Raw genomic sequence first — 12,682 nt, forward strand, 5'->3', positions numbered from 1 at the left:
TAGCGGCCCGCGCGGGTCGTGCGGGGGCGCCGAGAGCTGTCCTCTTGCGCTGACTGCGGTAGATACCGGCGCCACAGCTCAGGGCGTTCCGGCCGCCATACGGTCGCGCCAGCTCTGCGTCAGGCAGAGTTGGTTCGATCTGGGGGTCGCCTGCATCGTACAGGGATCACCTGCGGTCCGCTGTGAAGCCGGGCACGCCTCCGGCGTCCCGCCCGGGATCCGTCGACGTCCCGCCCGGGATCCGTCGACGTCCCGTCCGCGGTCCGTCAGCGTCCCGTCCGCGGCCCGTCGGTGCCCAGCCAGCCGGCCAGCTTGCCGCCCTGGCCGACCGCGCGCAGGCGCCGTTCGGCGGCGTCCCGTACCGGGTCCGTGGCGACGACGAGCAGTTCGTCCCCGCGGCGCAGCACCGTCGACGGCAGCGGCACGAACGAGTTCCCCTCGCGCACGACGAGGGTGACGGCGGCCCCGGCCGGCAGCCGCAGCTCGGCGACCTCCACGCCGTGCATCCTCGACCCGGCCGGGATGGCGACCGACAGCAGGTGTCCGCGCAGCCGCTCCAGGGGCGCCGACTCGATGCCGAGGTCGGCGGCGGAGTCCCCGCCCAGGTGCAGCTTGCGGGCCAGCCAGGGCAGGGTCGGCCCCTGGACGAGGGTGTAGACGACGACCAGGACGAAGACGATGTTGAAGATCCGCTCGCTCCCGGCGACGCCCTGCACCATCGGGATCGTCGCCAGGATGATGGGCACGGCGCCGCGCAGTCCCGCCCATGACATCAGCGTCTGCTCCTGCCAGGGCACCCGGAACGGCAGCAGGCAGACGACGACGCTCAGCGGGCGGGCCACCATGGTGAGCGCCAGTCCGATGACCAGCGCGGGCACGATGTCGTCACCCAGCTCGTGCGGGGTGACGAGCAGGCCGAGCAGGACGAACATGCCGATCTGGGCGAGCCAGCCGAGCCCTTCGGCGAAGCCGCGCGTGGCGGGCCAGTGCGGCAGCTTGGCGTTGCCCAGCACCATCGAGGCGAGGTAGACGGCGAGGAAGCCGCTGCCGTGGGCGATCGCGCCGAACGCGTAGGCGGCGACCGCGATGGCCATGACGGCGATCGGGTAGAGGCCGGAGGCGGGCAGCGCCACGTGCCGCAGTCCCCAGGCGCCCAGCCAGCCCACCGCGAACCCGATGGCGGCGCCGATGGCCAGTTCCAGCACTATCTCGCCGACCAGGACGTACCAGTGCTCGACCGGTCCGGCCGAGGAGAAGGCGACGACCAGGATGACGACGGGCGCGTCGTTGAAGCCGGACTCCGCCTCCAGTGTGCCCGTCACCCGCGCGGGGAGCGGTATTTTCCGCAGCACCGAGAAGACGGCCGCCGCGTCGGTCGAGGACACCACCGCGCCGATGATCAGCGCCTGCCGCCACTCCAGCCCGACCAGGAAGTGCGCGGCCGACGCCGTGACGCCGACGCTCACCGCGACGCCGGTCAGCGCGAGCGCGGAGGCGGCGGGCAGGATCGGTCTCACCTCCGTCCACTTCGTGCCCAGACCGCCCTCGGCCAGGATCACGACCAGGGCCGCGTATCCGATGACCTGGGTCAGCTCGGCGTTGTCGAAGTGGATGTCGCCGATGCCGTCCTGGCCCATGGCGATGCCGATGCCCAGGTAGACGAGCAGGCTGGGGAGCCCGCTGCGCGAGGAGATCCGGACCGCTGCGACGGCGACGAGCAGGACGATCGAGCAGACGAGCAGGAGCTGGTTGAGGTGGTGGACAGTCAGCGGCCGTTCCCTTCCCTGACTCAGGCGCACCCGCGCGTGAGCTCACGTACATCGCATGCGATCCACCGCTTCCGCGGCAAACTACTTCGTTACCTTACCTAACTCTTGACGCGTTCTTGACGCTCGGGAGGGCAAGATCGAACGTCCGTCCGGGCTGGTTCCCCACTCCGCGTCAAGTGCCGCGGAGCCCTGCGCCTATCGTTGCTCCAGCGCTCAGTTAAAAGCACAGCCCGACCTGCCGCTCGCGTTAGGACAGCAAGGACAGCGATGCCCACCGACACCACCGCCTCCACGGGTCAGCAACCCGGCAAGTCCGGCAGGAAGAAGGGGCGCAGAGCCCGACTGATCGTGCTCGTCCTGGTGCTGGCCCTGATCGGCGGTGTCGCCTACGGGGGGTACTGGTCCGTCAGCACCGTGCGCGCCTCCTTCCCGCAGACCAAGGGCTCGATCACCCTCCAGGGCCTGACGGGAACCGTCGACGTCAAACGGGACGGCTACGGCATCCCGCAGATCTACGCCTCCTCCGACGAGGACCTGTTCATGGCGCAGGGCTACGTCCAGGCGCAGGACCGGTTCTACGAGATGGACGTGCGCCGGCACATGACCGCCGGGCGTCTGTCGGAGATGTTCGGCGAGAGCCAGATCGACAACGACGAGTTCCTGCGCACCCTGGGCTGGGACCGGGTCGCCAAGGAGGAGTACGACAAGAAGCTCTCCCCCGCCACGAAGAAGTACCTCCAGGCGTACGCCAAGGGGGTCAACGCCTATCTGGAGGGCAAGGAGGGCAAGGAGATCTCCCTGGAGTACGCGGCCCTCGGCTTCGAGAACGACTACAAGCCGGGGGAGTGGACCCCGGTCGACTCCGTGGCCTGGCTGAAGGCGATGGCCTGGGACCTGCGCGGCAACATGCAGGACGAGATCGACCGCGCGCTGATGACCAGCCGCCTCGGCCCGAAGCAGATCGCCGACCTGTACCCGGCGTACCCGTACAGCCGGAACAAGCCGGTGGTCCAGGAGGGCCAGTACGACCAGCTCACCGGGGCGTACGAGCAGGGCGAGAGCACGGACGGCACGGGGACGGGGACCGGCACCGGTACGGAGACCGGCACAGGCACCGGGACTGGCACCGGCACCGGCACCGGCACTGGCATTGGCACCGGGACTGGCACCGGCACCGGTACCGGCACCGGCGGTTCCTCCCTGGAGAGCCAGCTGACCGGTCTCCAGGAGGTCCTGCAGGACCTTCCCACCGCCGTCGGCGTCAACGGCGACGGCATCGGCTCCAACTCCTGGGTGGTCGGCGGTGAGCACACCATCACCGGCAAACCGCTGCTCGCCAACGACCCGCACCTGTCGGCCTCGCTGCCGTCCGTCTGGTACCAGATGGGCCTGCACTGCCGCGACGTCTCCGCCGAGTGCCAGTACGACGTCACCGGCTACACCTTCGCGGGCATGCCGGGCGTGATAATCGGCCACAACCAGGACATCGCCTGGGGCCTGACCAACTCCGGCGTCGACGTCACCGACCTCTACCTGGAGAAGATCACCGGCGACGGCTACCAGTACGACGGCAAGGTGGTGCCGTTCAAGAGCCGTGAGGAGACCATCAAGGTCGCCGGCGGCAAGGCGCAGAAGATCGTCGTCCGTGAGACCAACAACGGCCCCCTGCTCTCCGACCGTTCCGACGACCTGGTGAAGACCGGCAGGAAGGCCACCGTCGACAGCGCCGCCCCCGACCGGGGCGACGGCTACGGCGTCGCGCTGCGCTGGACCGCCCTGGACGCCGGTCGCACCATGGACTCCATCTTCGCGATGAACCGCGCGAAGGACTGGGACGACTTCCGTGAGGCGGCCACCCTGTTCGAGGTGCCCTCGCAGAACCTGATCTACGCGGACACCGAGGGCAGCATCGGCTACACGCTCCCCGGAAAGATCCCCACCCGCGCGGAGAAGCACGACGGCTCCATCCCCGCTCCCGGCTGGGACCCCGACTACGAGTGGACCGGCTGGATCGAGCAGGACGCGCTGCCCTACGAGTACAACCCGGACCGCGGCTACATCGTCACCGCCAACCAGGCCGTCGTCGGCGAGGACTACCCGTACACGCTGACCACCGACTGGGGGTACGGCGCCCGCAGCCGGCGGATCACCGAGCTGATCGAGTCGAAGATCAAGGACGACGGCAAGATCTCCACCGACGACATGCGGCAGATGCAGCTCGACAACTCCAGCTCCATCGCCAAGCTGCTGGTGCCGGACCTGCTCAAGATCGACACCGAGGACGAGGACGTCCGCGAGGCGCAGAAGCTGCTGGAGGGCTGGGACTACACCCAGGACGCCGACTCGGCCGCCGCCGCCTACTTCAACTCCGTGTGGCGCAACATCCTCAAGCTCGCCTTCGGCCACAAGCTGCCCAAGGAGCTGCGGGTCAAGGGCCAGTGCCTGTGGGTCGACCCGGTCAACACCACCGGGCCCGCCGACGAGGCGGGCAAGGTCCGCGAGTGCGGTCAGCGCGACGCCGACCAGGCACAGCCCGACGGCGGCGACCGCTGGTTCGAGGTGGTCCGCAAGCTGAAGGACAAGGAGGACAGCGACTGGTGGAAGACCCCCAAGTCGGGCACCCGCCCCGCCGCGGACAACCGTGACGAGCTGTTCAAGCGCGCCCTGATCGACGCCCGCTGGGAGCTGACCGCCAAGCTCGGCAAGGACATCGACACCTGGAGCTGGGGCCGGCTGCACCGCCTGTTCCTGAACAACCAGACCCTCGGCACCGAGGGCCCGGGCTTCCTGCAGTACATGCTCAACCGCGGCCCGTGGAAGCTCGGCGGCGGCGAGGCCACCGTCAACGCGACCGGCTGGAACGCCGCCGGCGGCTACGACGTCGTATGGGTGCCGTCCATGCGGATGGTGGTCAACCTCGGCGACCTCGACAAGTCCCGCTGGATCAACCTCACCGGCGCCTCCGGGCACGCCTACAGCTCCCACTACGTCGACCAGACGGACAAGTGGGCCGAGGGCGAGCTGCTGGACTGGTCGTACTCGAAGAAGGCGGTCGAGGACAGCACCAGCGACACCCTGCTGCTGAAGCCCTGACCCCGGCCCCCGCCGTCGGAAGCGGCCTCACGCGTGCGCGCGTGGGGCCGCTTCCGCGTCTGCGGGGTTGAGGGCTCAGCCGAACCGTCAGCCGAACCGACGCACCCCGGACGGCGTCACCACCGCGTGCACCGGCCGGTCGTGCGGCTCGACGGGGACGCGGTCGACGACCTCCGCGTCGTACAGCAGCACCACCAGCGCCGGACGCGCGCCCGCGCGGTCCAGCCGGGCGAGGACCCGGTCGTAGGAGCCGCCGCCGCGTCCCAGGCGCATTCCGCGCGTGTCGACGGCCAGGCCCGGCAGCAGGACGACGTCCGCCTCCGTGACGGCGTCCGGCCCGAGGCACGGGCCCGCGGGCTCGAAGAGCGCCATTTTCGCGCCGTGTCGCACGCGGACGAGTGAGCCCTCGCCCTCGTACGTCCCCCAGTCCAGGTCGTTGTCGGGCAGCAGCGCGGGCAGGAGTACGCGTGCACCCCGCGTGCGCAGCGCGTCGAGCAGCGCGAGTGTGCCGGGTTCGCTCCCCACGGAGACGTACGCCGCGACCGTGCGCGCGTGCGCCAGTTCGGGCAGTCCGAGTGCCTGCCGGGCCAGTGCGGCCGCGGATTCCCGCACGTCATCCGCCGTCAACCCGTTCCTCACCGCAAGGAGCTCCCGACGCCATACCCGCTTGTCAGGCTCGTTCGGGCCCTCTTTGTGTCTCAAGTCTGTTCCCGTGCCGTTCCAATATGCTCATATGAGCGGTAATTAACCGGAGCCTCAGATTCATTGCAAAGAGGCCCGATATGGTGGCGCACATGTCTCAGTCACACCCTCGGATCAGCAAGGCTGTCATCCCCGCAGCCGGCCTCGGTACCCGGTTCCTGCCGGCCACCAAGGCCACTCCCAAGGAGATGCTGCCGGTCGTCGACAAGCCGGCGATCCAGTACGTGGTCGAAGAGGCCGTCTCCGCCGGTCTCGACGACGTCCTCATGGTGACGGGCCGCAACAAGCGCCCCCTGGAGGACCATTTCGACCGCAATTACGAACTCGAGTCGGCGCTCCAGAAGAAGGGCGACGCCGACCGCCTCGCCAAGGTGCAGGAGTCCAGCGACCTCGCCACCATGCACTACGTCCGCCAGGGCGACCCCAAGGGTCTCGGCCACGCCGTACTGTGCGCCGCCCCGCACGTCGGCGACGAGCCCTTCGCCGTCCTCCTCGGTGACGACCTGATCGACCCGCGCGACCCCCTGCTCCAGCGCATGATCGACGTCCAGCAGCAGCACGGCGGCAGCGTCGTCGCGCTCATGGAGGTGGCCCCCGAGCAGATCCACCTCTACGGCTCCGCCGCCGTCGAGACCACCGCGGACGCCGACGTCGTCAAGGTCACCGGCCTGGTCGAGAAGCCCGCCCCTGAGGACGCGCCTTCGAACTACGCCGTCATCGGCCGCTATGTCCTCGACCCCGCCGTCTTCGGCATACTGCGCAAGACCGAGCCCGGCCGCGGCGGCGAGATCCAGCTCACCGACGCCCTCCAGCAGCTCGCGACGGACGAGAAGACCGGCGGCCCGGTGCACGGCGTCGTCTTCAAGGGCCGCCGCTATGACACCGGCGACCGCGGCGACTACCTGCGTGCCATTGTCCGACTCGCGTGCGAACGTGAGGACCTGGGCCCGGACTTCCGGACCTGGCTCCAGCGATACGTCACCGAGGAGATGCAGCAACGTTGAGCACCGCCGCGCCCCGCACCGCAGGACCGGACCACCTCTGGTCGGTGGACGAGCACCTGGACGACATCCTCGCGACCGTCCGGCCCCTCGAACCCATCGAGCTGAACCTCCTCGACGCCCAGGGCTGCGTCCTGGTCGAGGACGTCACGGTGACGGTCTCCCTGCCCCCGTTCGACAACAGCTCCATGGACGGGTACGCGGTGCGGGTCGCGGACGTCGCGGGCGCGAGCGAGCGGTACCCGGCGGCCCTCGACGTCGTCGGGGACGTCGCCGCCGGCGCGGCTGGCCTCCTCCACGTCGGCCCCGGCCAGGCCGCCCGCATCATGACCGGCGCCCCGCTCCCGCCCGGCGCCGAGACGGTCGTCCCCGTCGAGTGGACCGACGGCGGGCTCGGCGAGGGCCCGGCCACCGGGATGCGCGCCCGCAGCCTCGCCCCCGAGGGCGCCACCGGGCAGGTGAACGTGTACCGCCCGGCCGGGGCACGCGCGCACGTGCGCGCCGAGGGCAGCGACGTCAGGGCCGGTGACCGCGCCCTGGCGGCCGGCACCGTCCTCGGCCCGCCGCAGATCTCCCTGCTGGCCGCCATCGGCCGCGGCACGGTCCGGGTGCGCCCGCGCCCGCGCGTGGTGGTGCTCTCCACCGGCAGCGAACTCGTCCAGCCCGACGAGGAACTGCGCCCGGGCCAGATCTACGACTCCAACAGCTTCGCCCTCACCGCCGCCGCGCGGGACGCCGGCGCGATCGCCTACCGTGTGGGCGCCGTCGCCGACGACGCCGCGACCCTGCGGGACACCATCGAGGACCAGCTGGTCCGCGCCGACCTGGTGGTCACCACCGGTGGCGTGAGCGTCGGGGCGTACGACGTCGTCAAGGAGGCGCTGTCGTACACGGCGGACGAGGACGAGCCCGGCAGCGGCGTCGAGTTCCGCAAGCTCGCCATGCAGCCGGGCAAACCCCAGGGCTTCGGCTCCATCGGCCCCGACCACACCCCGCTGCTGGCCCTGCCCGGCAACCCGGTCTCCAGTTACGTCTCCTTCGAGCTGTTCGTCCGTCCCGCCATCCGCACCCTGATGGGCCTGACGGACGTCCACCGGCCGAGGGTGCGCGCGAAGCTCACCGCGGACCGGGCGCTGACCTCGCCGGGGGGCCGCCGCCAGTTCCTGCGCGGCCGGTACGCCGACGGCACGGTGACGCCCGTCGGCGGCGCCGGCTCCCACCTCGTGGCGGCCCTCGCGCAGGCCGACGCGCTGATCGTCGTTCCCGAGGACGCCGAGTCCGTCGCGCCCGGCACCGAGGTCGAGGTGGTCCTGCTCGGCTGAGCGCGACCGGTTGGCGGTACCGTGTCGCGCACAGCAGGCCCGTGCGCCGCACCGCGACGGGCCAGGACCGGGAGCGCCACACGATCATGACCGTGCCTTCCCGGGGGGAGACCCCCGGACCCTCCGAACCCTCCGAGCAGTCCCGTCTGACCCACCTCGACGCGGCGGGCGCCGCCCGCATGGTCGACGTGTCCGGCAAGGACGTCACCGCACGCACCGCGCGGGCCACCGGCCGCGTTCTCGTCTCACCGCGCGTGATCGAGCTGCTGCGCGGCGAGGGCGTCCCCAAGGGCGACGCGCTGGCCACCGCGCGCATCGCGGGCATCATGGGCGCCAAACGCACCCCCGATCTGATCCCGCTGTGCCACCCGCTGTCGGTGTCCGGTGTGAAACTGGACCTGTCGGTCGCGGACGACGCCGTGGAGATCGCGGCGACCGTGAAGACGACGGACCGCACGGGCGTCGAGATGGAGGCGCTCACCGCGGTGTCGGTCGCCGCGCTCACCGTGATCGACATGGTCAAGGCGGTCGACAAGGAGGCGGTCATCACGGACGTGCGGGTCGAGGAGAAGACGGGCGGCAAGTCGGGCGACTGGAGCCGGGCATGACACTCGACGCGACCGTCGGCGGAGCGCTGCTCGCCCCGTACAGCGCGCTCGTGGTCACGGCCTCCAACCGGGCCGCCGCCGGCGTCTACGAGGACAAGGGCGGCCCGCTGGTCGCGGAGGGGCTGCGGCGCTTCGGTTTCGCGGTCGACGGCCCCCAGGTGGTCCCCGACGGCGACCCCGTGGAGGCGGTTCTCCGCGCGGGCGTCGACGCCGCCTACGACGTCATCGTCACCACCGGCGGCACCGGCATCTCACCCACCGACCGCACCCCCGAGGCGACCCGCCGGGTCATCGACCACGAGGTCCCCGGCATCGCGGAGGCCATCCGGGCGTACGGCCGCGACAAGGTGCCCACCGCCGCCCTCTCCCGGGGCCTCGCGGGAGTCGCGGGCGGCCGGACGCTGATCGTCAACCTGCCGGGATCCAGCGGCGGGGTGAAGGACGGTCTCGCCGTCCTGGAGCCGCTGCTGAAGCACGCCGTGGACCAGCTGCGCGGCGGGGACCACCCGAGACCGGACGCCACCGGCGGGGGTGCGAGCTGAACAGCCCACACTGGCCGGTCGAGCTGGTGGACGGCGACATCGTCCTCCGGCCGATAAAGCTGCGCGACCAGAAGGCCTGGCGCGAGGTCAACCGGCGCAACCGCGACTGGCTGCGGCCCTGGGAGGCGACGATCCCGCCGCCCACGCCCAGCGGCCCGGTCACCCACCGGCCGACGTACCGTCAGATGGTCCGCCACCTCCGGTCGGAGGCGAACGCGGGCCGGATGCTGCCGTTCGTCATCGAGTACCAGGGCCGTCTCGTCGGTCAGTTGACGGTCGCCGGGATCACCTGGGGCTCGATGTGCTCGGGTCACATCGGCTACTGGGTGGACGAGGCGGTGGCCGGCCGCGGAGTGGTGCCGACGGCCGTGGCGATGGTCGTGGACCACTGTTTCCGCACCGTCGGACTGCACCGCATCGAGGTCTGCATTCGCCCCGAGAACGGGCCGAGCCGCAGGGTCGTGGAGAAACTCGGATTCCGCGAGGAGGGGCTGCGGCCCCGATATCTCCACATCGACGGGGCCTGGCGCGACCATCTCGTCTTCGCGCTCACGGCGGAAGAAGTGCCCGACGGGTTGCTCGCCCGGTGGCGCCGGGCACGCTCCGGGGGGCGGTCCGGCCACGAGCGGCGTAATCCGGGAATCCCGCACGGTCCCGGAAATTGAATAAACGTTCGAATTTGAGCGAGAGGTGACCACCTTCCGGCGCGGAATTCCCGGTTCAGGTCGCCCCCGATCGCATCGGTCACAAGAAAAGTTCGAAATATCAGCCAGATCGTGCGACACACCGGCCCAATTGGCGGATGGCCCCGTGCAAACCCCTCTACCGTGTGAGATGTGAGCAGCAGCGGCCTCATCTACGCAGTCATTGTCGGGGCCTGGGCCGCCTACTTGGTGCCGATGTGGCTCCGTAGGCAGGACGAGCTGAACGAGGCCCGTCCGACGGAACGCTTCAGCACCGCCATCCGATTGCTGTCCGGACGGGCGGGCATGGAGCGCCGGTACGCCAAGGACCTGCGGGCGCGCTCCTCCGAGGAGGGGGAGCAGGGCGTCCACGACCCGGATGCGATCACCGACTCGGTGGACGTCCGGGCCTTCGCCGTGTCCCAGACCCGTCCGCAGACCCAGGCACCCGTACCGTCACCCCCCGCGGAGCAGCCGGAACCGGCACCCGGCCGGCCCCCGCGCGAACGCGCGGAACGGCGGGCGCCCGAACCGGCCGCCGCGCGGGGGCGCGTCCCGGCCGCCCGCCGCGGACCGGACGCCCAGCGGGCCCGGGCGGCGCAGGCCGCCGCCGCGCGCGCCCAGCGCTCGAAGGCGCTCGCCCGCCGCCGGCGCACCACCACGATGCTCTTCGCCGCCTTCACGCTCGGCGCGATCGTCGCGGCGGTCGGCGGGCTCGCGTTCCTGTGGGCGCCCGGTGTACCGGCCGTGCTGCTGAGCGCGTACATCGCGTATCTGCGCTCCCAGGAGCGCCGCCGCTTCGCCTACCAGATGGACCGCCGCCAGGCCGAGGTCGCGGCACAGCGGCTGCGCGAGCGGGAGCGCCAGCCGCGCCGTCGCCCGTCCGTCGAGGACGCCGACCCCGACGAACCGGAGGGGCCGGAAGCGGGAGTCGACGTCGACCCGGGGCTGACCGCGCTCGCCGCGGACCGGCGCGCGCTCGTCGAGCAGACCGACCACGCCGAGTGGGTCGACCAGCAGCGCGAGCGGCAGCGGCGGCCCGGCCAGGGCGGCGACAGCTGGGACCCGGTCCCGGTACCGCTCCCGACGTACGTGACCGCCCCGGTCGCCCCCCGCGCCACGGGCGACGTGGACCTCGGCGCCCCGGACACCTGGAGCTCGGCCCGCTCCAGCGCCGTGCCGGCGGACGAGACACAGGGCTCGGCCGAGGAAGCGGACCCGGACCCGGCCCCCGCCGACGACCGCAGCGACGCCCGCCGGGCGGCCTCGGCCCGCCGCTCCCGCGAACGCGGCCGCACCCCCCTCTTCGACCAGTACGAGGACGGGGAGCGCCCGAAGGCCGCCAACGAGTAGCGCCGGGCCAACGGATTTCCGAGCACCCCGATCGGGATGCTAAAGTTTCACTCGTTGCAAGGGCCTGTGGCGCAGTCCGGTAGCGCACCTCGTTCGCATCGAGGGGGCCAGGGGTTCAAATCCCCTCAGGTCCACGCAGCTCGAAGCCCCGGTCGGTATCACCGACCGGGGCTTCGGCATGTGGTGCCAACGCTCTGCTCATACCGAGCACTTCGACGGAACGCCCCCGGTCCGGGATCGGGCCGGGGGCGTGGTCTCGGTGGGCCGTGGGGTCAGGCGACCGTCCACTTCTGGTGGGCGGTGCCGGTGCACGTCCAGATCTGCAGGGGTGTGCCGTCGGCGGAGGAGCCGCCCTTGGCGTCCAGGCACTTGTCCGCACCGATGTTGGTCAGGTCGCGGGCGGAGGTGTAGGTCCACTGCTGGGCCTTGGTGCCGTTGCAGGTGTAGAGCTGCACGGGCGCCCCGTCCGCGGTGGAGCCGCCGCGGACGTCGAGGCACTTGCCGAGGGCGCGTACGGTGCCGTCGCCGCCCAGGGTCCACTTCTGCGCGTCGACGCCGGTGCAGTCGTGCAGCTGGATCGGGGTCCGGTCCGCGGCCGAGGCGCCGGCGACGTCGACGCACATGTCGCCGATGCCCTTGATGGCGCCGGTCCGGGCGGTGCCGCCGTCCCCGGAGGAGCCGCCGGAGGCGGAGACGCGTACGTAGTCGATGGTCATCGTCTGCGGGAAGGCGGTGCCGGCGTTCGGGCTGCCGGGCCAGTCGCCGCCGACGGCGAGGTTGAGGATGAGGAAGAACGGGTGGTCGTAGACCCACTTCTTGCCGCCCAGGTCGGCCGGGGTGCGGGTCTGGTAGGTCCGCCCGTCGACGGACCAGGTGATCTTCTCGGGGCTCCAGTCGACCGCGAAGACGTGGAAGCCGTCGGCGAAGGACGCGCCGCCCGGGAGCGTGTACGCGGCGCCGATGCCGCCGCCACCGGAGTAGCCGGGGCCGTGGACGGTGCCGTGGACGACGCCGGGTTCGTAACCGACGTTCTCCATGATGTCGATCTCGCCGCTGTTCGGCCATCCGGCCGTGCCCAGGTCGTCGCCGAGCATCCAGAACGCGGGCCACATGCCCTGGCCGCGAGGCACCTTGATACGTGCCTCGAAGCGGCCGTAGGCCTGGGTGAAGGTCTTGGCGGTGTTGAGACGGGCGGAGGTGTACTGGCAGGGGCCGTACCAGCACTGGAGCCCGGTGTCGGTGTTCTTGCGGGCGGTGATGACGAGGTTGCCGTTGCCGTCGAGGGCGGCGTTGTCCCTGCTGTCGCGGTAGTACTGCAGCTCGTGGTTTCCGTTGCCGCTGCCGCCGGTCTCCAGCGTCCACTTGCCGGGGTCCGGGGCGCTGCCGGCCGGGCCGTTGAACTCGTCGGACCAGGTCAGCGCGGTGGTGGCGGCGTCGGCCCGGTCGGCGGACGGTCCTGTGGTGAGGAAGGCGAAAGCGGCGACGACCGCGGTGGAGACCAGCAGGACGAGCCCGCCGAGCGACCACCGGCGTGCGCGGTGAGCGGCCATGACTGAACACACCTTGTCTGTGGGGAAGTTGCGTGGGGGAGCCCCGATGCTACGGACGG

General features: G+C 71.4%; 10 protein-coding genes and 1 tRNA gene. 8 read left to right on the forward strand and 3 right to left on the reverse strand.

Annotated elements, in window-relative coordinates:
* Nucleotides 1-266 precede the first annotated feature (266 nt).
* Nucleotides 267-1,799 (reverse strand): potassium/proton antiporter, encoded by a 1,533-nt coding sequence (locus KUM38_RS14235; RefSeq protein WP_217129723.1) that lies wholly within the window; start codon nt 1,797-1,799, stop codon nt 267-269.
* Nucleotides 1,800-2,036: 237 nt separating this feature from the next.
* On the opposite strand from KUM38_RS14235, the gene KUM38_RS14240 reads away from it, so the two are divergent.
* Complete coding sequence (locus KUM38_RS14240) at nt 2,037-4,862, forward strand: penicillin acylase family protein (RefSeq protein ID WP_217129724.1); 2,826 nt, start codon at nt 2,037-2,039, stop codon at nt 4,860-4,862.
* Nucleotides 4,863-4,949: 87 nt separating this feature from the next.
* Here the strand turns inward: KUM38_RS14240 and KUM38_RS14245 are convergent, their stop codons facing one another.
* On the reverse strand, nt 4,950-5,564 hold the full coding sequence (locus KUM38_RS14245) for a 5-formyltetrahydrofolate cyclo-ligase (protein ID WP_217129725.1): 615 nt from the start codon (nt 5,562-5,564) through the stop codon (nt 4,950-4,952).
* 92 nt (nt 5,565-5,656) lie between these two features.
* Between KUM38_RS14245 and galU the strand changes: the two genes are divergently transcribed.
* From galU to KUM38_RS14280, 7 genes are all read left to right on the forward strand, one after another.
* Entirely contained in the window at nt 5,657-6,568 is a 912-nt protein-coding gene (galU, locus tag KUM38_RS14250) for a UTP--glucose-1-phosphate uridylyltransferase GalU (RefSeq protein WP_217129726.1), read from the forward strand.
* The gene (gene glp / locus KUM38_RS14255) at nt 6,565-7,887 is read left to right on the forward strand and encodes a gephyrin-like molybdotransferase Glp (protein WP_217129727.1); all 1,323 of its coding nucleotides are present in this window, start codon (nt 6,565-6,567) and stop codon (nt 7,885-7,887) included. The genes galU and glp overlap by 4 nt, the downstream gene beginning before the upstream one ends.
* 86 nt (nt 7,888-7,973) lie before the next feature.
* Nucleotides 7,974-8,495, forward strand: coding sequence for a cyclic pyranopterin monophosphate synthase MoaC (gene moaC, locus KUM38_RS14260; RefSeq protein ID WP_217129728.1), 522 nt, complete (start codon nt 7,974-7,976; stop codon nt 8,493-8,495).
* Complete coding sequence (locus KUM38_RS14265; protein ID WP_217129729.1) at nt 8,492-9,037, forward strand: molybdenum cofactor biosynthesis protein B; 546 nt, start codon at nt 8,492-8,494, stop codon at nt 9,035-9,037. The genes moaC and KUM38_RS14265 overlap by 4 nt, the downstream gene beginning before the upstream one ends.
* A gap of 26 nt (nt 9,038-9,063) precedes the next feature.
* Nucleotides 9,064-9,702: a GNAT family protein gene (locus tag KUM38_RS14270; protein ID WP_308408967.1), complete on the forward strand. Its 639-nt coding sequence runs from the start codon at nt 9,064-9,066 to the stop codon at nt 9,700-9,702.
* 171 nt (nt 9,703-9,873) lie between these two features.
* Nucleotides 9,874-11,073 (forward strand): gephyrin-like molybdotransferase receptor GlpR, encoded by a 1,200-nt coding sequence (glpR, locus tag KUM38_RS14275; protein WP_217129730.1) that lies wholly within the window; start codon nt 9,874-9,876, stop codon nt 11,071-11,073.
* Nucleotides 11,074-11,133: 60 nt separating this feature from the next.
* Nucleotides 11,134-11,207, forward strand: a tRNA-Ala gene (locus KUM38_RS14280).
* Nucleotides 11,208-11,345: 138 nt separating this feature from the next.
* Here KUM38_RS14280 and KUM38_RS14285 read toward each other — a convergent pair.
* The gene (locus KUM38_RS14285) at nt 11,346-12,623 is read right to left on the reverse strand and encodes a glycoside hydrolase family 16 protein (protein WP_217129731.1); all 1,278 of its coding nucleotides are present in this window, start codon (nt 12,621-12,623) and stop codon (nt 11,346-11,348) included.
* Between the last annotated feature and the right edge of the window lie 59 nt (nt 12,624-12,682).

The sequence above is a fragment of the Streptomyces sp. AC558_RSS880 genome, assembly GCF_019049255.1.
Classification (GTDB): Bacteria; Actinomycetota; Actinomycetes; order Streptomycetales; family Streptomycetaceae; genus Streptomyces.

Bases quoted from the DNA above. Each gene is read 5' to 3' on its own strand.
- KUM38_RS14285 (WP_217129731.1), bottom strand. From the start codon at position 12,623: ATGGCCGCTCACCGCGCACGCCGGTGGTCGCTCGGCGGGCTCGTCCTG.
- moaC (WP_217129728.1), top strand. From the start codon at position 7,974: ATGACCGTGCCTTCCCGGGGGGAGACCCCCGGACCCTCCGAACCCTCC.
- galU (WP_217129726.1), top strand. From the start codon at position 5,657: ATGTCTCAGTCACACCCTCGGATCAGCAAGGCTGTCATCCCCGCAGCC.
- KUM38_RS14240 (WP_217129724.1), top strand. From the start codon at position 2,037: ATGCCCACCGACACCACCGCCTCCACGGGTCAGCAACCCGGCAAGTCC.
- KUM38_RS14265 (WP_217129729.1), top strand. From the start codon at position 8,492: ATGACACTCGACGCGACCGTCGGCGGAGCGCTGCTCGCCCCGTACAGC.